The sequence below is a fragment of the Vreelandella sp. 21 genome, assembly GCF_050995515.1.
GTDB classification, from domain to species: Bacteria; Pseudomonadota; Gammaproteobacteria; order Pseudomonadales; family Halomonadaceae; genus Vreelandella; species Vreelandella alkaliphila.
On sequence record NZ_CP194673.1, the window covers coordinates 3,689,861 to 3,709,147 of the forward strand.

The 19,287-nt window shown below is 56.0% G+C and carries 18 protein-coding genes; 14 read left to right on the top strand and 4 right to left on the bottom strand.

Annotated features, from left to right (window positions below):
* Window positions 1–142 precede the first annotated feature (142 nt).
* Both ACN06F_RS16700 and paaX read left to right on the top strand, forming a co-directional pair.
* Window positions 143–1,030, top strand: a complete 888-nt coding sequence (locus tag ACN06F_RS16700) for a LysR family transcriptional regulator (RefSeq protein ID WP_415964873.1) — start codon at window positions 143–145, stop codon at window positions 1,028–1,030.
* Window positions 1,031–1,184: 154 nt separating this feature from the next.
* Entirely contained in the window at window positions 1,185–2,111 is a 927-nt protein-coding gene (paaX, locus tag ACN06F_RS16705; protein ID WP_433924363.1) for a phenylacetic acid degradation operon negative regulatory protein PaaX, read from the top strand.
* Window positions 2,112–2,153: 42 nt separating this feature from the next.
* Here paaX and paaY read toward each other — a convergent pair whose 3' ends face one another.
* Entirely contained in the window at window positions 2,154–2,768 is a 615-nt protein-coding gene (paaY, locus tag ACN06F_RS16710; protein ID WP_120386176.1) for a phenylacetic acid degradation protein PaaY, read from the bottom strand.
* Between the two features lie 11 nt (window positions 2,769–2,779).
* Entirely contained in the window at window positions 2,780–4,456 is a 1,677-nt protein-coding gene (gene paaN, locus ACN06F_RS16715; protein WP_433924364.1) for a phenylacetic acid degradation protein PaaN, read from the bottom strand.
* 368 nt (window positions 4,457–4,824) lie between these two features.
* On the opposite strand from paaN, the gene paaF reads away from it, so the two are divergent.
* The 12 genes from paaF to paaZ all read left to right on the top strand — a co-directional run bounded on the left by paaF (window position 4,825) and on the right by paaZ (window position 17,336).
* On the top strand, window positions 4,825–5,598 hold the full coding sequence (paaF, locus tag ACN06F_RS16720) for a 2,3-dehydroadipyl-CoA hydratase PaaF (RefSeq protein ID WP_038479077.1): 774 nt from the start codon (window positions 4,825–4,827) through the stop codon (window positions 5,596–5,598).
* 16 nt (window positions 5,599–5,614) lie between these two features.
* Window positions 5,615–6,406 carry a 2-(1,2-epoxy-1,2-dihydrophenyl)acetyl-CoA isomerase PaaG gene (gene paaG / locus ACN06F_RS16725; protein WP_009723071.1) on the top strand — a complete coding sequence of 264 codons (792 nt, stop codon included), beginning with the start codon at window positions 5,615–5,617 and terminating at the stop codon, window positions 6,404–6,406.
* Window position 6,407: 1 nt separating this feature from the next.
* Entirely contained in the window at window positions 6,408–7,943 is a 1,536-nt protein-coding gene (paaH, locus tag ACN06F_RS16730; RefSeq protein WP_271911776.1) for a 3-hydroxyacyl-CoA dehydrogenase PaaH, read from the top strand.
* Complete coding sequence (gene paaI / locus ACN06F_RS16735; RefSeq protein ID WP_271911777.1) at window positions 7,936–8,418, top strand: hydroxyphenylacetyl-CoA thioesterase PaaI; 483 nt, start codon at window positions 7,936–7,938, stop codon at window positions 8,416–8,418. The genes paaH and paaI overlap by 8 nt, the downstream gene beginning before the upstream one ends.
* Window positions 8,415–9,620 carry a 3-oxoadipyl-CoA thiolase gene (gene pcaF, locus ACN06F_RS16740; RefSeq protein ID WP_271911779.1) on the top strand — a complete coding sequence of 402 codons (1,206 nt, stop codon included), beginning with the start codon at window positions 8,415–8,417 and terminating at the stop codon, window positions 9,618–9,620. The genes paaI and pcaF overlap by 4 nt, the downstream gene beginning before the upstream one ends.
* A gap of 95 nt (window positions 9,621–9,715) precedes the next feature.
* A complete protein-coding gene (paaK, locus tag ACN06F_RS16745; RefSeq protein ID WP_271911780.1) occupies window positions 9,716–11,029 on the top strand; it encodes a phenylacetate--CoA ligase PaaK in 1,314 nt (437 codons plus the stop codon).
* A 306-nt stretch (window positions 11,030–11,335) separates the two neighbouring features.
* Window positions 11,336–12,322 carry a 1,2-phenylacetyl-CoA epoxidase subunit PaaA gene (paaA, locus tag ACN06F_RS16750; RefSeq protein ID WP_038479094.1) on the top strand — a complete coding sequence of 329 codons (987 nt, stop codon included), beginning with the start codon at window positions 11,336–11,338 and terminating at the stop codon, window positions 12,320–12,322.
* A 99-nt stretch (window positions 12,323–12,421) separates the two neighbouring features.
* On the top strand, window positions 12,422–12,703 hold the full coding sequence (gene paaB, locus ACN06F_RS16755; protein ID WP_009723077.1) for a 1,2-phenylacetyl-CoA epoxidase subunit PaaB: 282 nt from the start codon (window positions 12,422–12,424) through the stop codon (window positions 12,701–12,703).
* A gap of 11 nt (window positions 12,704–12,714) precedes the next feature.
* Complete coding sequence (gene paaC, locus ACN06F_RS16760) at window positions 12,715–13,539, top strand: 1,2-phenylacetyl-CoA epoxidase subunit PaaC (RefSeq protein WP_433924365.1); 825 nt, start codon at window positions 12,715–12,717, stop codon at window positions 13,537–13,539.
* Complete coding sequence (gene paaD / locus ACN06F_RS16765; protein ID WP_433924366.1) at window positions 13,523–14,122, top strand: 1,2-phenylacetyl-CoA epoxidase subunit PaaD; 600 nt, start codon at window positions 13,523–13,525, stop codon at window positions 14,120–14,122. The genes paaC and paaD overlap by 17 nt, the downstream gene beginning before the upstream one ends.
* A 19-nt stretch (window positions 14,123–14,141) precedes the next feature.
* Window positions 14,142–15,224 (top strand): 1,2-phenylacetyl-CoA epoxidase subunit PaaE, encoded by a 1,083-nt coding sequence (paaE, locus tag ACN06F_RS16770; RefSeq protein WP_198348881.1) that lies wholly within the window; start codon window positions 14,142–14,144, stop codon window positions 15,222–15,224.
* A 69-nt stretch (window positions 15,225–15,293) separates the two neighbouring features.
* On the top strand, window positions 15,294–17,336 hold the full coding sequence (gene paaZ, locus ACN06F_RS16775) for a phenylacetic acid degradation bifunctional protein PaaZ (RefSeq protein WP_433924367.1): 2,043 nt from the start codon (window positions 15,294–15,296) through the stop codon (window positions 17,334–17,336).
* Window positions 17,337–17,436: 100 nt separating this feature from the next.
* On the opposite strand, the gene ACN06F_RS16780 is transcribed toward paaZ, so the two are convergent.
* Complete coding sequence (locus ACN06F_RS16780) at window positions 17,437–18,732, bottom strand: TRAP transporter large permease (RefSeq protein ID WP_433924368.1); 1,296 nt, start codon at window positions 18,730–18,732, stop codon at window positions 17,437–17,439.
* On the bottom strand, window positions 18,725–19,267 hold the full coding sequence (locus ACN06F_RS16785; protein ID WP_038479106.1) for a TRAP transporter small permease: 543 nt from the start codon (window positions 19,265–19,267) through the stop codon (window positions 18,725–18,727). Before ACN06F_RS16785 ends, ACN06F_RS16780 begins: the two co-directional genes overlap by 8 nt.
* Window positions 19,268–19,287 lie beyond the last annotated feature (20 nt).

Here is a 19,287-nt window from a genome sequence, read left to right on the forward strand (position 1 = left end):
TGTTATAGTTTCGATAGCGTCTTTCGCATACTAGTAACCATTCACACTGGGCATCCAATACCGTTTAAGGATCTATCGATACTATTTACTGTATCGTTGAGGTCGTTTGTCATAACTCTGCTCATAACGATGGAAGCTTCAGATGGCACTCACCTTTCGACAATTGCGCTATTTTCTGGTGCTGGCCGAAGAGCTGCATTTCGGTAGGGCCGCTGAAAAACTACATATCTCGCAGCCGCCGCTAAGCGCGAGCCTGCGCCAGCTTGAAGACGAGCTGGGTGTAAAGCTACTTCAGCGAAGTAGTAAGAGCGTTAAGCTAACGACTGCGGGTGAGGTATTTCAGCGACAAGCAAGGCGCCTGCTTGAGGAATTGGAAGAGTCGCGCATCATGATGCAGCGTATCGCAGAGGGTGCTTCGGGTATTCTGAGAATCGGCTTTACACCCGCTATGCTATTCCGCGGTTTGCCGCTTGCATTACAGAAGCTCAAATCGGCCCACCCTGGCATTGAGGTAAAGCTGCTGGAGCGTAGTTCATCCGATCAGGTTGAGGGAATAGAGTCTGGACAACTCGATATCGGTTTTATTCATGCCATGCCACTTCCCGAGACGCTGGAAAAGCTGACACTGGCCAGTGAGCCCCTGCTTGGTTGCGTACCCAGTCACCATCCGTTAGCACAACGGCAGTCAATTCGCCTCAAAGATCTGTGCAGCGACTCATTCATCACGTTTCGCCGTGACCTTTCCCCTCACTACTACGACCGCATCATGGGCCTGTTCCACGTTGCCGATCTAACCCCAAATGTAACGCATGAGGTGTCACAATGGCTGACAGTGATCGCATTGGTCGCCAACAGCATGGGGGTCGCGCTGGTACCAAAATCGCTGATTGACACTCAGTTTTCTAACGTCAGTTTTCTGCCTCTAGCCGATGTTTCTATCACGCATGAGTCGCACTGCATTTGGCTAAAAGACAATGAAGCAGAAAACCTTGAACTGCTGATTAGCATTCTTCATGACTTCCACTCATAACCTGGACGAGCGCCTAACTGCCTTGCTGAACAGGACTAATCCTGGCAACAGCCCAGGCCAAATCACAAAAAAACGTGATACGATAATCTTCTATAAAAGCTATATTTTCTGTCGTTTTGCGACAACTTCATCGTCAAGGGAATCAACACACACCATGTCGTCAGCTACAGACTGCGTCGCTACGCTTATTGATGACTTCCAGAAGCGTCGGCCTATTCGCGCCGGCTCACTGATTATTACTGTCTATGGCGACTCTATCGTTCCGCGGGGCGGTACTGTATGGCTCGGCAGTCTATCGAAACTGGTGGAGCCCATCGGTATCAATGAGCGGCTGGTGCGCACATCGGTTTATCGGCTGACCCATGAAACCTGGCTACGTGGCGAAAAGGTCGGTCGTCGCAGCTACTACCGGCTGAGCGGCCCTGGACGACGTCGTTTTGAACAAGCTTTCAAGCGTGTCTATCACGGTGCCCAGCCCCCCTGGTCGGGCCAGTGGACATTGGCGCTGCTGGCGCAGTTGCCAGCCGACCGTCGCCAGCAGATTCGCGATGAGCTTGAATGGCTCGGTTTTGGTAGTTTCGCTCAGGGCGTGCTGGCGCATCCCACGCTGTCATGCGCGGAAACCATAGTGGCTTTGCAAGAGCTTGATGCGGCAGACGACACGATCGTAATGCAAACCCAGACCATGGAGCCCATGACCAGTAAGCCGCTGCGCCTGCAGGTCAGAGACAGCTGGAACCTCGACGAACTCGCCGAGCTTTACCAGCGTTTTCTGGTTAAGTTTCGCCCACTGTGGAATGCGCTCAACGCAGAGAACCATTTAGGGCAGGAAGAGTGCTTCATTGCTCGCACCTTGCTGATTCACGAGTATCGTAAGGTTCAGTTACGTGACCCCCTACTGCCTGACGAATTACTCCCCACGGCGTGGGAAGGTCGCTACGCCCATCAGCTCTGCCGCAACCTCTATCGATTGCTCTACGAGCGCGCAGAGCGCTGGCTGGACCGGCACCTAGAAACTGCCGAGGGCCCATTACCAGCCCCTGGCCCTAGTTTCTACCAACGCTTCGGTGGATTGGAATGAACGCCTAACGAGGCCACTGAATTAGTCGCCACATATCACCGCTCATGGCTGTGGCGACTTATCCAGCGTCTGCTGCTTAGGTTGTGTATCACCGGCTAGCAAGGTTGGCCGGTCAGCATCGAGCTCTGCCAGCGGTTCACAAGGTTCCAAGCTGTCACGGCAACGGGTCACTAAACGCTGATACTCTTGAGTACCCTGCTGCTTCCAAGCAAACTCCTCATCACTCAGCGGGCGTTTAACCTTTGCAGGAGCCCCCATCACCAGCGACTGTGGCTCACACTCGAAGCCTGCCTTGACGAATGCTGCTGCCGCAACAATAGAGCGCTCCGCTATGTGAGCACCATCCATCACTACAGCGTTCATGCCGACCATGGCATCACGCCCAACCACGCAGCCATGCAAAACCGCGCCGTGGCCGATATGGCCATCTTTCTCAACCTTAGTGACACAGCCCGGAAAGCCGTGCATGACGCAGGTATCCTGCAGGTTCGCACCCTCTTCCAGCACCAGTCGGCCGAAGTCACCGCGCATCACCGCGCCGGGGCCAACGTAACAATTGGGGCCAACAATCACATCCCCGATGAGCACTGCGGTCGGGTGGACATAAGCGGTCGGGTGCACCACTGGCGTCACCCCTTCAAGTCGATAGTAAGGCATCACGTTCTCCGTTAGTTCGGTTGGCCGTGGCGACGGCTTTGCACCACCACAAAGCGACTGGCAACAAAGGCTTGATTACATAGCGAGGCATTAGCTGCCGGATTACCGCCTGTGGCGTGAAAGTCACTGAAAGCAGCCGACTGGTTGACGAATATCCCCCCATCCAGGTTCAACGAAAGCGGCGTCGCCACTTCCATCGCCAGCTCTTCGAACTGCTCGGCCACTGCCTCATCAGTCGTATAGCCACCTAGGGTTATCGCGCCCTTTTCCCGGATCACGTCACGGGCCAGTTCAATGCTATGCGCGGTGTTCTCAGTCGCGATAACAAAGCTGATGGGGCCGAAGCGTTCCTCACCATAGGTAGCCTTCTGTGCTGCATCTACCTTGAGGATAAGCGGCGTGTGAATGCGGGCGTCAGAGTATTGGGCGTGTTTTCGTGACTCGCTATCCAGGACTATTTCGCCCAAGCCACGGCACGCATCAATCCGTGCTTGCGTGTCTACTGACTGCAGGGCACCTAACACCGTGCAGGCGCGGTCATTGTCACTCAGAAATGCCTGTACAGCTTTCGCAAGCGCTGCCGCCACGTCGTCAAAACTCAAATGGCCATCCGCTGTTTCAATACCGTTTTTGGGTACATAAATAGCCTGAGGGGTCGTGCACATCTGCCCGGAATAAAGGCTCAGCGAGAAGGCAAGATTCGCCGTGACCGCTTTAAGGTTATCCACGCTGTCGATAATGACCGTGTTGACACCGGCTTTCTCAGCAAACACCTGAGCCTGAGTGGCGTTATCTATTAGCCAATCGCCAAAGGTATTGGAGCCAGTGAAATCGATCAGCTTTACCGCAGGGTCAAGCGCCAGCGTTTTCGTCAGCGGCGCATCGACAGTGTCGGGTACCAAGCTAACCAGACAAGGGTCAAAGCCCGCTTCCTCCAGTACCTGTTGAACAACCCGTGCGGTCATCGCCACAGGCAAAATAGCGCCAGGATGCGGCTTAAGAATGACGGGGTTGCCCGTCGCCAGACTGGCAAACAAGCCAGGATAAGTATTCCAGGTGGGAAAAGTAGAGCAGGCCACCACCAACGAGATGCCACGTGGCACGATGTGAAAACGCTTATCCATGACAATGGGATCATGCTTGCCCTGGGGCTTAACCCACTGTGCGGTAGCAGGAATCTGCGCCATCGCTTGCCAAGCATAGGCCACGGCTTCAAGGCCGCGATCCTGAGCATGCGGCCCACCTGCCTGAAACGCCATCAACGGCCCCTGACCACTAGTATGCATCACCGCCTGGGCGATCTCCGGGCTCATGGCATTAAGGCGCGACAGGACTTCCAAACACACCCCCACGCGCGCTTGCACCCCAGCATCTCGCCAGTCACGCATTGCTACTTGCATGGCCACTATCAGCTCGTCGGGGCTTGGCTGGTTATAAGTAATGCCGAGTTCAAAACCATAAGGTGAGACTTCGCCACCCACGTGGTGAGTGCTGCCAACACTATTCAGCGTAAATGGTTGATTAAGCAGTGACTCAAATCTCGATGGTGCCGCTTTAACGGCATCTTCGGGGTATTTGCGCATACTTTCTGGGTAGGGCGTCCAAAAATTACGGCTAGAGATGGCGCCGACAGCCTGGTCAAGAATGTCACGGTGAAGGTCAAACATCTGCTGCGCTGATTGCGTCATGGGGCGCTCCTGCACTCACTTATTTTTTTGATACGTTATAAGAACAAAGACTATCTTTCCCGTAACAAAACATCAAACGCTTTCCCTGGCACCGCTTGCTTAAGAATTAGCCCACCACGATCAATAAACTCGATATATACGGGCTAAAGATCACTTTTCGGGCCAACTTTCCACCTTTCATACCATGGTCTAATAACTATCACTTACTCGCTATAAATACATACAAGTCATTGTTAACAAGACATAAATTATCAAAAACACCAACAAGTGACACACTAAAAACAGTCAAACAATATTGATGTGTATCAAAATAAACCTATACTCGGCAGATATTCATCCTGTGCGCCACAGGCCGAACTGAGGTAACAATGCCCACTACTCTAAAAATAACTCCGCCCCTGGAAGGCGTTTTATGCATCACGCTGAATCGCCCTGAAGCACTGAATGCGCTGAATACCCAGCTGCTTGGCGAACTCGCCGACACCCTGAACAGCGCCGATAGTGACGACAACGTTCGCGCCGTGGTGATCACCGGAAGTGCGAAAGCATTCGCCGCCGGTGCGGATATTAATGAAATGGCTGAACGTGACCTAGTCGGCATGCTGGAAGATCCTCGCCAGCACCACTGGGCCACCATTACGCGTTTCCGCAAACCAATCATTGCTGCCGTTAACGGCTACGCCTTGGGCGGTGGCTGTGAGCTAGCCATGCATGCCGACATCATTATTGCCGGTGAAAGTGCCCTGTTCGGCCAGCCTGAAATCAATCTGGGCATCATGCCCGGTGCTGGTGGTACCCAGCGTCTGCTTAGAGCGGTGGGTAAATCACTGGCTACCCAAATGGTGCTAACTGGCGAGCCAATTTCTGCTCGCCGCGCCCTTGAAGCAGGCCTGATTAGCGAGATTACCCAGCCCGAATTAACCCTTGAGCGCGCCATGGCCATTGCAACGCGCATTGCCGCCAAGGCACCGCTGGCCGTGCGCTTAGCAAGGGAGTCGTTACACAAGGCGATGGATACCGACCTAGCCACTGGCCTGCGCTTTGAACGCCATGCGTTCACCTTATTGGCGGGCACCGCCGACCGCGAAGAGGGCATTCGCGCCTTCCAAGAAAAACGACCTGCCACTTTTCAAGGGCACTGACACAAGGATATTACCCATGAGCCAAGCGCCCCTGCTGTACACCGTGGAAGATGGCGTTGCCTGTATTACGCTAAACCGCCCCGACAGCCTGAACAGCTTCAATACAGAGATGCATGCCGAGATGCGCAAGGCGCTAAAAGCCGTGCGCCAGGACTCAAGCGTTCGCGCTTTGTTATTGACCGGTAACGGCCGCGGCTTCTGCGCTGGTCAGGATCTTTCCGACCGCAGCGTTGCGCCCGGCGAACAAGCCCCCGACCTCGGCGAGTCGCTTGAAAAACGCTACAACCCTATGTTGCGCGCTCTTAAAGACATGCCGTTCCCAACCATTTGTGCGGTGAATGGTGTGGCGGCAGGAGCCGGTGCCAACATCGCCCTGGCCTGCGACATCGTATTGGCTGCTCGTTCGGCAAGCTTCATTCAGGCCTTCTGCAAGATTGGATTAATTCCCGACTCCGGCGGCACCTGGACACTGCCTAATCTGGTGGGTATGGCGCGTGCCAAGGGTCTAGCCATGCTTGGCGACAAGCTGCCCGCAGAGACTGCCGAACAGTGGGGCATGATCTGGCGCTGCGTCGATGATGAGGCGCTTCAGGAAGAAGCCATGAACATGGCTCGCCACTTGGCCACTCAACCAACGCGCGGCTTGGCGCTTATCAAACGTGCCCTGCACGCCAGCAGCGATAACAGTTTCAACGAGCAGCTCGACCTGGAACGCGACCTGCAGCGCCTTGCCGGACGCACGGAAGATTACCGCGAAGGCGTCAGCGCTTTTATCGAGAAACGTCGCCCCACCTTCAAGGGAGAGTGATATGCCAGCCCTTCCCACGTCTGCCGTTATTGGTGTGATTGGCGCAGGTGCCATGGGCGCCGGTATTGCTCAGGTTGCCGCCCAGGCTGGCCACTCGGTCATTCTGCACGACAACCAGCCGGGTGCCGCCAAAGCAGGCATCGATAACATTCGCCGTCAGCTGGAAAAGCGTGTTGCCAAGGGTAAGATGATCCAAGGGGATGTGGATAACATTATTGCTCGCCTACAGCCTGCCGATGCTATCGATGCCTTGGCCGACAGTCATTTGGTTATCGAAGCTATTGTCGAAAACCTTGAGATCAAACGTCAGGTGTTCGCCCAGCTAGAAGCTTTGTGTTCGCCGGACACCTTGCTCGCCAGCAACACTTCGTCACTGTCGATCACTTCTATTGCTGCGAATCTTGAGCGTCCTGAGCGCATGGCGGGGCTGCACTTCTTTAACCCCGCACCGATCATGAAACTAGTGGAAGTGGTGTCTGGCCTAGCCACCACCACCGAGATTGCCGACACCCTTTATGACACCGCCGTTGCCTGGGGCAAGGTCGCGGTGCACGCCAGCTCCACCCCTGGGTTCATTGTTAATCGCGTGGCACGGCCATTTTATGCTGAAGGCCTACGCCTGCTGCAGGAAGGTGCCAGCGATGCCGCCACTATCGATGCATTACTGCGTCAAGCCGGTGGGTTCCGCATGGGGCCTTTCGAGCTGATGGATCTGATCGGTCATGACGTTAACTACGCGGTGACCCGCTCGGTGTTTGACGCTTACTACGGCGATACCCGTTTCGAGCCCTCCTTAGTACAGCAAGCGTTGGTTGAAGCCGGGCGCCTGGGACGTAAGTCTGGCAAGGGCTTCTTTGACTACGCTGAAAGCGCTGCTAAGCCACAGCCTACGTTTGCCGGACCAGCAAATACGGAGCTACCCGCACTTGTCGTACAGGGCGACCCTGGCGTGATCGCTCCGCTGTTGGAACGCGCCCAGGAAGCTGGGCTCGTCGTAGTTCGTCGCGAATCACTCCAGCCAGATGGCACGCCTCGCTTATATCTGGGTGATCTAGTGCTGGCCCTTAGCGACGGGCGGTGCGCCGCTGAACGTGCGGTCAATGAAGGGCTCGACGCCCTGGTACTGTTCGACCTGTGTTTGGACTACCGCAGCGCTAGCGCCATCGCGCTTGCTGCCAGTCACACGGCATCGCCCGAGGCCCGCAAACTGGCGACGGCTTTCTTCCAACGCTTGGGGATAGACGTGGCCTGGCTAACCGACACCCCGGGGCTGGTGGTACTGCGCACCGTAGCCATGCTCGCCAATGAAGCTGCCGATGCCGTACTCCAGGGTGTCTGCAGTGCCCAGGATGGCGACCTGGCCATGCAGGCTGGCGTCAACTACCCCCGCGGCCCATTGGCCTGGGCAGACTCACTGGGTCTGCCCTTCGTTCACCGCACCCTGACGCATCTACAGCAGAGCTACGGCGAAGAGCGTTATCGCAGCTCGTTCCTGCTGCGTCGCAACGCCCTGAGCGAGGAAAGCTTTCATGAGTGATACCCAACTGACCCCACAGCAGCTGGCGGAAGCCTGTGCCGAGGCAATGTTTGCCCGTGACCATGCCAGCCAAGGGTTGGGCATGCGCATTACCCGTGTCGCCCCCGGCTTTGCAGAACTGACCATGACCGTGCGCCAGGATATGGTGCAGGGTCACGGCAACTGCCATGGCGGGTTTCTGTTTGCCCTGGCCGATTCCGCCTTTGCGTTTGCCTGCAACAGCTACGATGAGGCCACGGTAGCCTCAGGCTGCAGCATCGACTATCTCGGCCCTGGCCAGCTAGGTGACGAACTGACCGCCACCGCCGAAGAGCGCAGCCGCCGTGGGCGCACCGGCATTTATGACATCACGCTGCGCAATCAGCACGGCGATACCGTTGCCTTGTTCCGCGGGCGTTCCTACAAAATTCGCGGCAGCGTACGCCGCTTGGAAGATACTGACGCAGAAAATACTGCTGCTGGAGATAACCGATGAAAGACGCGCTGATTATTGATGCCATTCGCACCCCAATAGGTCGCTACGGCGGCGCGCTTTCGGGTATGCGTGCCGATGACCTGGGGGCCATTCCCATGCGCACCCTGAGGGAACGCAACCCAGGCGTCGACTGGTCGCTGATCGACGACATCTTTTACGGCTGCGCCAACCAGGCGGGCGAAGACAACCGCAACGTGGCGCGTATGTCTGCATTGCTTGCCGGGCTTCCGGTCGAGGTGCCCGGCACTACCATTAACCGCCTTTGTGGTTCAGGCATGGATGCGATCGGCAACGCCGCCCGTACCATCAAGACCGGCGAAGCAGGACTAATGATCGCCGGTGGGGTGGAATCAATGTCTCGCGCGCCTTTTGTGATGGGTAAGGCCGAACAAGCCTTCTCACGCCAAGCCGATATTTTCGACACCACCATCGGCTGGCGCTTTATCAATCGCGCCATGAAAGCTCAGTTTGGCGTGGACTCAATGCCCGAAACCGCTGAAAACGTGGCTGAACAATTTGGCATTTCCCGGGAAGACCAGGACGCCTTCGCCCTGCGCAGCCAGCAGCGTACCGCCGCCGCTATTGAGGCTGGCCGCCTTGCTGAAGAGATCATTCCTGTCGAAATACCCCGCCGCAAACAAGACCCGCTGGTGGTGGATACCGATGAGCACCCGCGTGCCAATACGACCGCAGAACAGCTCGCCAAGCTTCCCACGCCCTTCCGCGAAGGCGGCAGTGTCACCGCGGGAAATGCTTCTGGGGTTAACGATGGTGCCTGTGCGCTACTGATGGCATCTGCCGAGCAGGCTGAACGTTTCGGACTCAAGGCTCGCGCTCGTGTGGTAGGCATGGCCACCGCCGGGGTGGAGCCGCGCATTATGGGGTTTGGCCCCTCTCCCGCTACCCGTAAAGTACTCGCCCAGACTGGGCTCACCCTTGACCAAATGGACGTTATCGAACTTAACGAAGCCTTCGCCGCTCAGGCCTTGGCAGTCATGCGCGACCTGGGCCTTAGCGATGATGCCGAACATGTTAATCCCAATGGGGGCGCCATTGCACTCGGACATCCGCTGGGTATGAGCGGCGCTCGGTTGGTCACCACGGCACTGCATGAGCTCGAACGTCGGCAAGGACGCTTTGCACTATGCACCATGTGTATCGGTGTCGGACAGGGCATTGCTCTGATCATCGAGCGCTTATAGGCCCATTATTCAAACCATTAATCAAATCGTTACCCTAACCATGGCTCGCTCATAAAACGTTAGCCCAATAACAATTTGCTTGACCGGAGACCCTGATGAATCAGCCCGCTACGCGTATCGACACTGCGACTCTCGCCCCCTTGGAAACCGCCAGCGTCGACGAGCTGCGCGCCACTCAGGTCAAGCGCCTGAAGTGGAGCCTGAAGCACGCTTACGACAATGTGCCGTTCTACCGTCAGTCTTTCGACAAGGCTGGGGTACATCCCGACGATATCCACACGCTGGCAGATCTCGCCAAACTGCCGTTCACCACCAAGGCTGATTTGCGCGACAACTACCCATTTGGCATGTTGGCCACCCCGATGAGCGAGATCGTTCGCATCCATGCCTCCAGCGGCACCACCGGACAACCGACGGTGGTGGGCTACACCCAGAAGGACATTGATGTGTGGTCCGATGTGGTGGCGCGCTCGATCCGTGCCGCTGGCGGCAGCCGCAACGACAAAGTACATGTGGCGTATGGCTACGGCCTGTTCACCGGCGGACTGGGCGCGCATTACGGTGCCGAGCGCCTGGGCTGCGCGGTCATCCCCATGTCGGGCGGCCAGACTGAGAAACAGGTTCAGTTAATTCGTGATTTCCAGCCGGACATCATCATGGTCACCCCCTCGTATATGCTCAACATCGCAGACGAGATGGAGCGACAAGGGATCGACCCGCGCACACTGCCCCTGCGCACTGGCATTTTCGGTGCCGAACCCTGGACCGATAGCATGCGCACGGCCTTAGAGCAGCGCCTGGGCATTGACGCCCTCGATATTTACGGCCTCTCTGAAGTAATGGGGCCCGGCGTGGGCATGGAGTGCCTGGAAACCAAAGATGGCCCGACCATCTGGGAAGATCATTTCTACCCCGAGATCATCGACCCAATCAGCGGTGACGTCCTGCCAGACGGCGAATACGGCGAGTTGGTGTTCACCACCCTAACCAAAGAAGGCCTGCCGGTGATTCGCTACCGCACCCGCGACCTGACCCGCTTACTGCCGGGCACCGCCCGCCCCATGCGCCGCATCGACAAAATCACTGGTCGCAGCGACGACATGCTGATCATCCGCGGCGTGAATGTGTTCCCCACTCAGATCGAAGAGCAACTGCTCAAGATTGCGACGCTTTCGCCCCACTACGAGATCGAAGTCAGCCGCCAAGGCAATATGGATATGGTGCTTGTGCGGGTCGAGGCGAGCCATCATGACATCGCCCGCGATCCAGTAGCCTGTGAGCAAGCAGCAAAACAGCTTCAGCATGCCATTAAGACGTACATTGGCATTAGCACCCAGGTTGAAGTGTGTCAGGTAGAGAGCGTGATGCGTTCGCTGGGTAAGGCCAGACGCGTCAAGGACCTTCGCTGATTCACTCCTTAGCGCCTTAACCGGTTGGTTTAGCCATACACTGAGACGTTAGAACGACGCCCTTGCAGGCAACCCTGCAAGGGCCTTTTTATACCCACATAGCCAATTTTGATAATAAAAAACTCCACATTAAGAATCACTTACGCTGAGCCACTTTTCCTTTATAAACCAAACACATTGGCTTTATCCGTAATCATAAAGTCTTAAAGTGACACACAAAAATAGTTATTGATAAAATATTTTGTGTCACTATACTTTAAGCAAGATAAGTCAACCCCCTGATAGTCCGACGCCGCGGAGGTCTCTATGTACGCGCAGCTCGTTGAAACCGGTTCTAAAAAACTTAAAACGCTTGATGAGATGGGCCCTGAGGAACGCCAGTTCCAGGAGCGCATCAATGATGAAATCAAAATAGAACCTAAGAATTGGATGCCGGACGCCTATCGCAAGACGTTGATCCGTCAGATCTCGCAACACGCACACTCCGAGATCGTCGGTATGCTGCCGGAAGGTAACTGGCTGACACGTGCGCCGACCCTTAAGCGCAAGCTGCAGCTAATGGCCAAGATTCAGGATGAGGCGGGTCATGGCCTGTACCTCTATAGCGCCATGGAAACTCTGGGTGCCGACCGCGACGAAGAGATCGACAAGCTTCACGATGGCCGCGCCAAGTACTCCAGTATCTTCAACTACCCAACGCTAAACTGGGCTGACATGGGCACCATCGGCTGGCTGGTCGACGGCGCAGCCATCGTCAATCAGGTACCGCTACAGCGCACCTCTTACGGCCCCTACGCGCGCGCCATGATTCGCGTGTGCAAGGAAGAGAGCTTCCATCAGCGCCAGGGTTATCAAATTCTGTTGACCATGATGCAAGAGGGCACTGACGACCAGAAAGCCATGGTGCAGGACTCCATCAACCGTTTCTGGTGGCCATCGCTAATGATGTTCGGGCCATCCGACGAAAACTCACCCAACAGTGCTCAGTCGATGGCCTGGAAGATCAAACGCCACAGCAACGATGAGTTGCGCCAGCGCTTCCTCGACCAAACCGTACCGCAGCTAGAGCTGCTGGGCTGCACCGCTCCCGACCCGGATCTCAAATATAACCAAGAGACCGGCCACTACGAGTTCGGTGAAATCGACTGGCAGGAATTTTTCGACGTCGTGAAAGGCAACGGCCCCTGCAACCGCGAGCGCATTGAAGCACGTCGTAGCGCCATTGATAACGGTGCCTGGGTGCGTGAAGCCGCCGTGGCTTATGCCGCCAAGCGTCAACGCCGAGCAGCCTAAGCTGGCAACGTCTTATTTTTAAAACCCGACTTTTAAAACACTATTTTTTAGAACAATAGGGAGTCTCGCGAGACTCCTATGACCACTGAGGCATCTCTCATGGCTGACTGGCCCCTCTTCGAAGTTTTTATACGCAGCAAGCACGGCCTTAACCACAAGCACGTCGGCAGCGTACACGCCGCTGATCGCAGCATGGCAATCGAAAATGCCCGCGAGCTTTACACCCGTCGTAATGAAGGAGTGAGCATCTGGGTGGTTCCGGCCAGCGAAATCACTGCGTCTTCTCCTGATGAGAAAGAGCCGCTGTTTGACCCGTCTAACGATAAGGTCTATCGCCACGCATCCTTCTACAAACTGCCGAAAGAAGTCGGCCACATGTAAGGGAGGCTGTGATGCAAAACATGGCACTGAAAAACACTGCTCTGAAAAACATGGCTCAAAAAACACAAGCACCGCTGACCGATTACCTGCTACGCCTTGGCGACAACGCCTTGGTGCTTGGCCAGCGGCACGCACAGCTGTGTGGCAAAGCTCCAGCGTTGGAAGAAGAGCTGGCCTTAATGAATGTAGGGCTCGACCTCTTCGGACAGGCACGCAACTGGCTTGGCTATGCGGCTGAACTGATGGTTGCTGACCTGGTAACTGACAATATCGATGCCGATCATCTGGCCTTTCGCCGCGATGCCCAGGACTTTCGTAATCTGTTGATCACCGAGCAGCCCAACGGTGACTTTGCAGACACCATAGGACGTCAGTTCCTGTTCGATGCTTGGCACGTTCATCTACTTGATGGCTTGGCTGGGTCCAGCGACCCGCGAATTGCCGAAGTGGCTGCTAAATCGCTTAAAGAAGCAACGTACCACCTTCGCCGCTCCTCTGAATGGGTGATTCGCCTGGGCGATGGCACCGAAGAAAGCCACACGCGTATGCAGCGCGCGCTCGACAACCTTTGGCAGTTCACCGGCGAGCTATTGCAGGTCGACGAGATTGATCAGGCCATGATAGAGGCCGGCATCGCGCCTGATCCTGAAACCATTGCCGCTCGCTGGAAAGCAACGGTGGAAGAGGTGCTTGAGGAAGCCACGCTTGAGCGACCTTCCTACGACGCCTGGATGTATACCGGCGGCAAAGTCGGCCATCACACCGAGCACCTGGGCTTTCTGTTGGCGGAAATGCAATACCTGCCGAGGACGTATCCTGATGCAACCGTCTGGTAACCCACCGTCGACGCATATCGATAACAGGCCTACCGATGACTGGCCTTCAAGTGACTTGATCGGCAGCGACCGTCGCGGGCTGCCACCCGCTGGTGAAAAAGGCGATATCGACGCCGTGCTGGCGGTTTTAGAGCAAGTGCCAGACCCAGAAGTGCCGGTGGTCAGCGTGGTTGAACTGGGAATTGTGCGCGATATCGACTGGGTGGACGATCGGCTGGCGGTCAATGTGACCCCCACCTACTCCGGCTGCCCGGCGACGGAAGTTATCGAACAGCATATTCATGAAGCGTTGGTGGCCGCTGGTTACTCAGACCCGCTGATTCAGCGCCGCCTGTCACCTGCCTGGACCACCGATTGGTTGACCAACGCCGGGCGCGAAAAATTGCGCGCTTACGGCATCGCGCCGCCGGTAGGGAGCGCCAGCAAGCGCAGCCTGACGGGCCAGTCTGACCCGGTAGTGCCCTGCCCTTTATGTGGCAGCAACACAACCGAACGCGTCAGCGAATTCGGCTCTACGGCTTGCAAGGCGCTCTATCGCTGCCGCGATTGCCTGGAGCCTTTCGATTATTTCAAGTGTCTGTAAAACGACGAGACCATTTCCCATGAGCCGATTTCACGCCTTGACCGTCAAGGATGTACGCAAGGAAACCCATGATGCCGTTTCCATTGCTTTCGATATTCCCGACGATCTGCTGGACGCCTTTCGCTTTACCCAAGGCCAGTACCTGACACTGCGCCGCGACATCGAAGGTGAGGATGTCCGCCGCTCATATTCAATCTGCACCGGCGTCCACGAACACGAGCTAAGAGTCGCCGTCAAGCTAGTCCCAGGTGGTAGCTTCTCCACCTTTGCCAACCAGCAATTGCAGCCTGGGGAGCAATTGGAAGTGATGCCACCACAGGGCAAGTTCTTCGTGCCTCTCGACCCCAGTCGTGAAGGGCACTATCTGGCGGTGACCGCAGGCAGTGGCGTCACCCCCATCATGTCGATTGTTTCCACTACGTTGGAAAGCGAGCCGAAAAGTCGTTTTACCGTGATTTATGGCAACCGCTCTACCACGGGCACGCTGTTTCGCGAACGTCTGCAGGATCTCAAGGATCGTTATCTCGAACGCCTTAATATCATTTACGTGTTCAGCCGCGAGCAGCAGGAAATCGATCTTTACAATGGTCGTATCGATGCCGATAAGTGCAATGCCCTGTTTGACCGTTGGGTAGACGTACCCAAGCTCGATGCTGCGTTTATCTGTGGCCCGCAAGAGATGACCGAGATCGTGCGTGATGTTCTGACTCAACATGGAATGCCGAAGGAGAAGGTGCACTTCGAGCTGTTCACCACTGGGCTGCCGACAGCGGGCGCCAAGCGCCGCCAGGCAGCCAGAGCTGGTCAACTTGAGGCTGAAACTTCGCATATCAAGGTGATTATCGACGGCCGCACCATCGAATATAACCTGTCCCGCAATACCCAAAACATTTTGGACGCGGGTAACGAGCACGGCGCCGACCTGCCGTTCTCATGCAAGGCGGGCGTGTGTTCCACCTGCAAATCAAAAGTCATCGAAGGTGAGGTGGAAATGGACGCCAATTACGCCTTGGAAGATTACGAAATAGATGCCGGCTACGTACTGTCCTGCCAGTGCTATCCGATCAGTGACAAAGTGGTGCTCGATTTTGACGAGGTATAACCCCTAGTCCACCTACTTCCAAGCCGGCGACTGCGTCGGCTTTGTTTATGTTGTACGGGAGAACACGCAATGCCAGTTTTGCAAAGTTACATCGCAGGCCAGTGGCTCGGACAAACCGAGTCCAAAGCCCTTATCAGCGCCATCAACGGCACCACCGTTGCGCATACTCACCAAGAAGAGATCAATTTCCGCGAAGCGGTGGCGTACGCCCGCAACACCGGCGTGAAGAACATTCTGGCGCTGGATTTTCAGCAGCGGGCCGCCATTCTTAAGGCGCTGGCCGCCTATATCCAAGAGCGTAAGCGTGAGCTCTATGCCATCTCTCACCACACCGGCTGCACCAAGGCCGACTCCTGGATCGACATCGACGGCGGTTTCGGCACCCTGTTTACCTACGCTTCCACGGGCCGCAAGGAACTGCCCTCAGGCAATGTGGCCCACGAAGGCCCAGTGACCCAATTAGGCAAAGAGAACCACTTCAACGGCACCCACATTCTGGTACCCCGCCGCGGCGTCTCGGTGCATATTAATGCGTTCAACTTCCCTATCTGGGGTATGTTGGAGAAGTTCGCGCCCGCCTTTCTGGCAGGCATGCCGTGTATCTTCAAACCGGCAACGGCGACGAGCTACTTAACCGAAGCAGCCGTACGCGTCATCAACGATTCTGGCCTGCTGCCGGAAGGTGCGCTGCAACTAGTGATCGGTGGAGCCGGTGACCTACTCGACCACCTGGAAGAGCAGGACTTTGTCACCTTTACCGGCTCGGCAAGCACTGCCCTAATGCTGAAAAGCCACCCTAACATCATGGCCAAGAGCATTCCGTTTAACGCCGAGGCGGACTCGCTCAACAGCGCCATTATGGCGCCAGATGTAAGTCCTGAAGACGAAGAGTTCGAGATTTTTGCCAAAGAAGTGGTCAAGGAGATGACCGCCAAGTCAGGCCAGAAATGCACCGCGATCCGCCGAATTTTAGTGCCTGCCGAGCATCTCGATGCATTGGCAGACACAATCACGGCGCGCCTTGCCAACATCGTCGTCGGTGATCCTCATCAAGAAGGCGTGCGCATGGGCGCACTCTCTTCCCGTGACCAGTTGAGAGACGTGAATCATGCGATCGAACAGCTGCTGGAAACTAGTGAGTGCGTCTTTGGCAGAGACGGCAGCTTCAAGCCTGTCGGCCAGGAGGTGGAAAAGGGCGCGTTCATCTCTCCTCACTTACTGATCAACCGCAACCCACTGAGCGACGGTGGCGCGCACGACATCGAAGCTTTCGGCCCCGTCGCGACGTTAATGCCCTACAACGGCATCGACGAAGCTTTGACCATCGCCGCCAAAGGCAAGGGCAGCCTAGTAACCACGCTGACCACCAAAGACCCCGCCATTGCTGCCAAAATGATCCCCGTGCTGGCGGCCCAGCATGGCCGCTTGCAGATTCTGGATGCCCAGGCAGCAAAGGAATCCACTGGCCACGGTTCTCCGCTGCCGATGCTCAAGCATGGCGGCCCCGGCCGCGCAGGTGGTGGCGAAGAGCTCGGCGGTATTCGTGCTGTTCACCATTACCTACAACGCACCGCCATTCAGGGCTCTCCGACCATGCTCGCGGCCGTCACAGGGGAATATGTACGTGGCGCGAAGGTGATCGAGAACGATATCCACCCGTTCCGCCGTCATTTCGACGACCTGCAGGTTGGCGAGTCACTGCTAACCCACCGCCGCACCGTCACTGAAGCCGATATCGTCAACTTTGGCTGCCTCTCCGGCGACCACTTCTACATGCACTTCGACGACATTGCCGCTAAAGAGACCCAGTTTGGCCAACGCATTGCCCACGGCTACTTTGTGCTGTCGGCAGCTGCTGGTTTGTTCGTTTACCCAGGCGAAGGTCCCGTACTGGCGAACTACGGCCTGGATACGCTGCGCTTTATTACACCTGTGTTGGTCGGCGATACCATCCGCGCCCGCCTCACCTGTAAGCGTAAGATTGACCAGGGCCGGGCATCTCCTGACGGCCACCCGCAAGGCGTGGTGATGTGGGACGTGGCGGTGACCAATCAGCATGATGAGCTGGTCGCCAGCTATGACATTCTAACGCTGGTCGCAAAGCGCCAGTAACGGCTCAGCCTAATAGCCAGACATAAAAGCAAGGCAAAAAAAATGACAGGGCAAACGCCCTGTCATCTTTTTGTATCGTACGAAAGTTAATAAAAGCGTTTTAATACATCAGTCGTGGTAGGAGCAGCACGATGGCGGGGAAGATAAGCACCAACAACGCACGTATGGTACCCGCAACCCAGAAAGGGGTGACGCCACGGAAGATTGTGCCTGTGGATACGTCCGGCAATACGGCTCGCAATACGAACACGTTCATACCGACGGGAGGTGTTATCAGGCTAATCTCAATGACGATAACGACCAGAATGCCAAACCATACCAAGTCATAACCCAGCCCCGCCACTACCGGGAAAAATACCGGTACGGTGAGCAGCAGCATCGACATACTTTCGAACACACAGCCCAGTACGACATAGATCGCGATAATCACCAGGATGACCACAAAAGGCGCCACATTCAGGCCATTAACCAGTGCTAGCAGGTCGCCAGGCAGCCCCGCACGGTTGATGAAGTTGGCGAAAATCAGCGCCGTTAGTACCACGGCAAACAGCATCGCGGTGGTGCGCACGGTGTCCATTAACACGTTCATTAACACTTGTGGGGTCAGTGCCCGACGCATTAGCGCGATTAAGAAAGCGCCCATTGCACCGATACCGGCCGCCTCAGTGGGCGTAAACACCCCGAGGTAAATACCGCCAATCACCAGTACAAACAGTGCTAGCGTACTGCCTACGCTTTTTAGCGCCTTGATCCGTTCTGGCCATGGCACTTTCTCTGCCGCAGGGCCAGCGGTGGGGTCGCGCCAAAGCACCCACTTGATGGCACCAATATAAAGAAAGATGCCAAGAATGCCGGGGATAAAGCCAGCGGCAAAAAGCTCGCGGATACTGGTTTCGGTCAGGATCCCATAAATCACCAGCATGACGCTGGGTGGTATCAAGATACCCAAGGTGCCACCCGCCGCGATGGAAGCGGCAGCCAGTGAATCCTTATAGCCATATTTGCGCATTTGCGGCATGGCGACTCGGCCCATGGTGGCACACGTCGCTAAGCTCGATCCGCATATCGCGCTAAAACCACCGCAAGCGACAATTGTCGCCATTGCCTGACCACCCTTACGGTGACCTAGGAAACCATTTGATGCTCGAAACAAGGCATCGGACAGGCCTGCATGAGAAACAAAGTTACCCATTAGAATGAACAATGGAATCACCGACAGGCCATAATCCATGGCGGTGTCTACTACCCGGCGCGCCGCCATTGCTTCAGCAGCATTCCAGTTACCCGTTAATAGATAGAACCCGGCGAAACCAACGATCCCCATCGCGAACGCCAGTGGCACACGCAGGAACACAAGTATTAACAATACTGCGAAACCGTACAACGCTTCAGTCATGGGGCTCTCCTATACTCAATGGGCCACCTTTTTCGATTACCTTAAGCCCCTCAAGCAAATAGAAACCGGCTCGTATAAGGGTCAGTAGTGCTGAAAGCGCGAGCATGATAGCGATCAGTCCGATCAGGTAGCCCCGCGGTATGCGCAGAAACTCCGTCACATCTCCCCATGAGAAGGCACGCTCTGCCAGCGCCCATACACGCTGCGCCATCAACCACAAAGCTGCCGTCACTATCAGGTTAACGATCACTTCACGTAGCCAGATAAGTTTTGCAGGAAATACCGCATCGAGCAGATCAACACTGACATGCTCTTGACGCCAGCAAACGACTGGCAGCGAGAGAAATACCAATGCCGCCAGCATTAGCTGGGTTAATTCAACAGCCCCTAGAATGGGGGAATTAAAAAAGTAGCGGCCGCCTACGTCAGCAGTGGTCAACAGCATCATGCCAAAGAGGGTAGCGCCAGCCACCCCCTCTAATGTCAGCTGCAGAACCCGACTAACGCGCGTAGCACGTGCCATTTGGGTTTGCATGGTCACTCTCCATCTAGCGC

Bases quoted from the DNA above. Each gene is read 5' to 3' on its own strand.
- paaA (WP_038479094.1), top strand. From the start codon at position 11,336: ATGTACGCGCAGCTCGTTGAAACCGGTTCTAAAAAACTTAAAACGCTT.
- paaD (WP_433924366.1), top strand. From the start codon at position 13,523: ATGCAACCGTCTGGTAACCCACCGTCGACGCATATCGATAACAGGCCT.
- paaI (WP_271911777.1), top strand. From the start codon at position 7,936: ATGAGTGATACCCAACTGACCCCACAGCAGCTGGCGGAAGCCTGTGCC.
- ACN06F_RS16700 (WP_415964873.1), top strand. From the start codon at position 143: ATGGCACTCACCTTTCGACAATTGCGCTATTTTCTGGTGCTGGCCGAA.
- paaG (WP_009723071.1), top strand. From the start codon at position 5,615: ATGAGCCAAGCGCCCCTGCTGTACACCGTGGAAGATGGCGTTGCCTGT.
- ACN06F_RS16780 (WP_433924368.1), bottom strand. From the start codon at position 18,732: ATGACTGAAGCGTTGTACGGTTTCGCAGTATTGTTAATACTTGTGTTC.
- paaC (WP_433924365.1), top strand. From the start codon at position 12,715: ATGCAAAACATGGCACTGAAAAACACTGCTCTGAAAAACATGGCTCAA.
- paaZ (WP_433924367.1), top strand. From the start codon at position 15,294: ATGCCAGTTTTGCAAAGTTACATCGCAGGCCAGTGGCTCGGACAAACC.
- paaB (WP_009723077.1), top strand. From the start codon at position 12,422: ATGGCTGACTGGCCCCTCTTCGAAGTTTTTATACGCAGCAAGCACGGC.
- paaX (WP_433924363.1), top strand. From the start codon at position 1,185: ATGTCGTCAGCTACAGACTGCGTCGCTACGCTTATTGATGACTTCCAG.
- paaE (WP_198348881.1), top strand. From the start codon at position 14,142: ATGAGCCGATTTCACGCCTTGACCGTCAAGGATGTACGCAAGGAAACC.
- paaY (WP_120386176.1), bottom strand. From the start codon at position 2,768: ATGCCTTACTATCGACTTGAAGGGGTGACGCCAGTGGTGCACCCGACC.
- ACN06F_RS16785 (WP_038479106.1), bottom strand. From the start codon at position 19,267: ATGCAAACCCAAATGGCACGTGCTACGCGCGTTAGTCGGGTTCTGCAG.
- paaN (WP_433924364.1), bottom strand. From the start codon at position 4,456: ATGACGCAATCAGCGCAGCAGATGTTTGACCTTCACCGTGACATTCTT.
- paaF (WP_038479077.1), top strand. From the start codon at position 4,825: ATGCCCACTACTCTAAAAATAACTCCGCCCCTGGAAGGCGTTTTATGC.
- paaK (WP_271911780.1), top strand. From the start codon at position 9,716: ATGAATCAGCCCGCTACGCGTATCGACACTGCGACTCTCGCCCCCTTG.
- pcaF (WP_271911779.1), top strand. From the start codon at position 8,415: ATGAAAGACGCGCTGATTATTGATGCCATTCGCACCCCAATAGGTCGC.
- paaH (WP_271911776.1), top strand. From the start codon at position 6,408: ATGCCAGCCCTTCCCACGTCTGCCGTTATTGGTGTGATTGGCGCAGGT.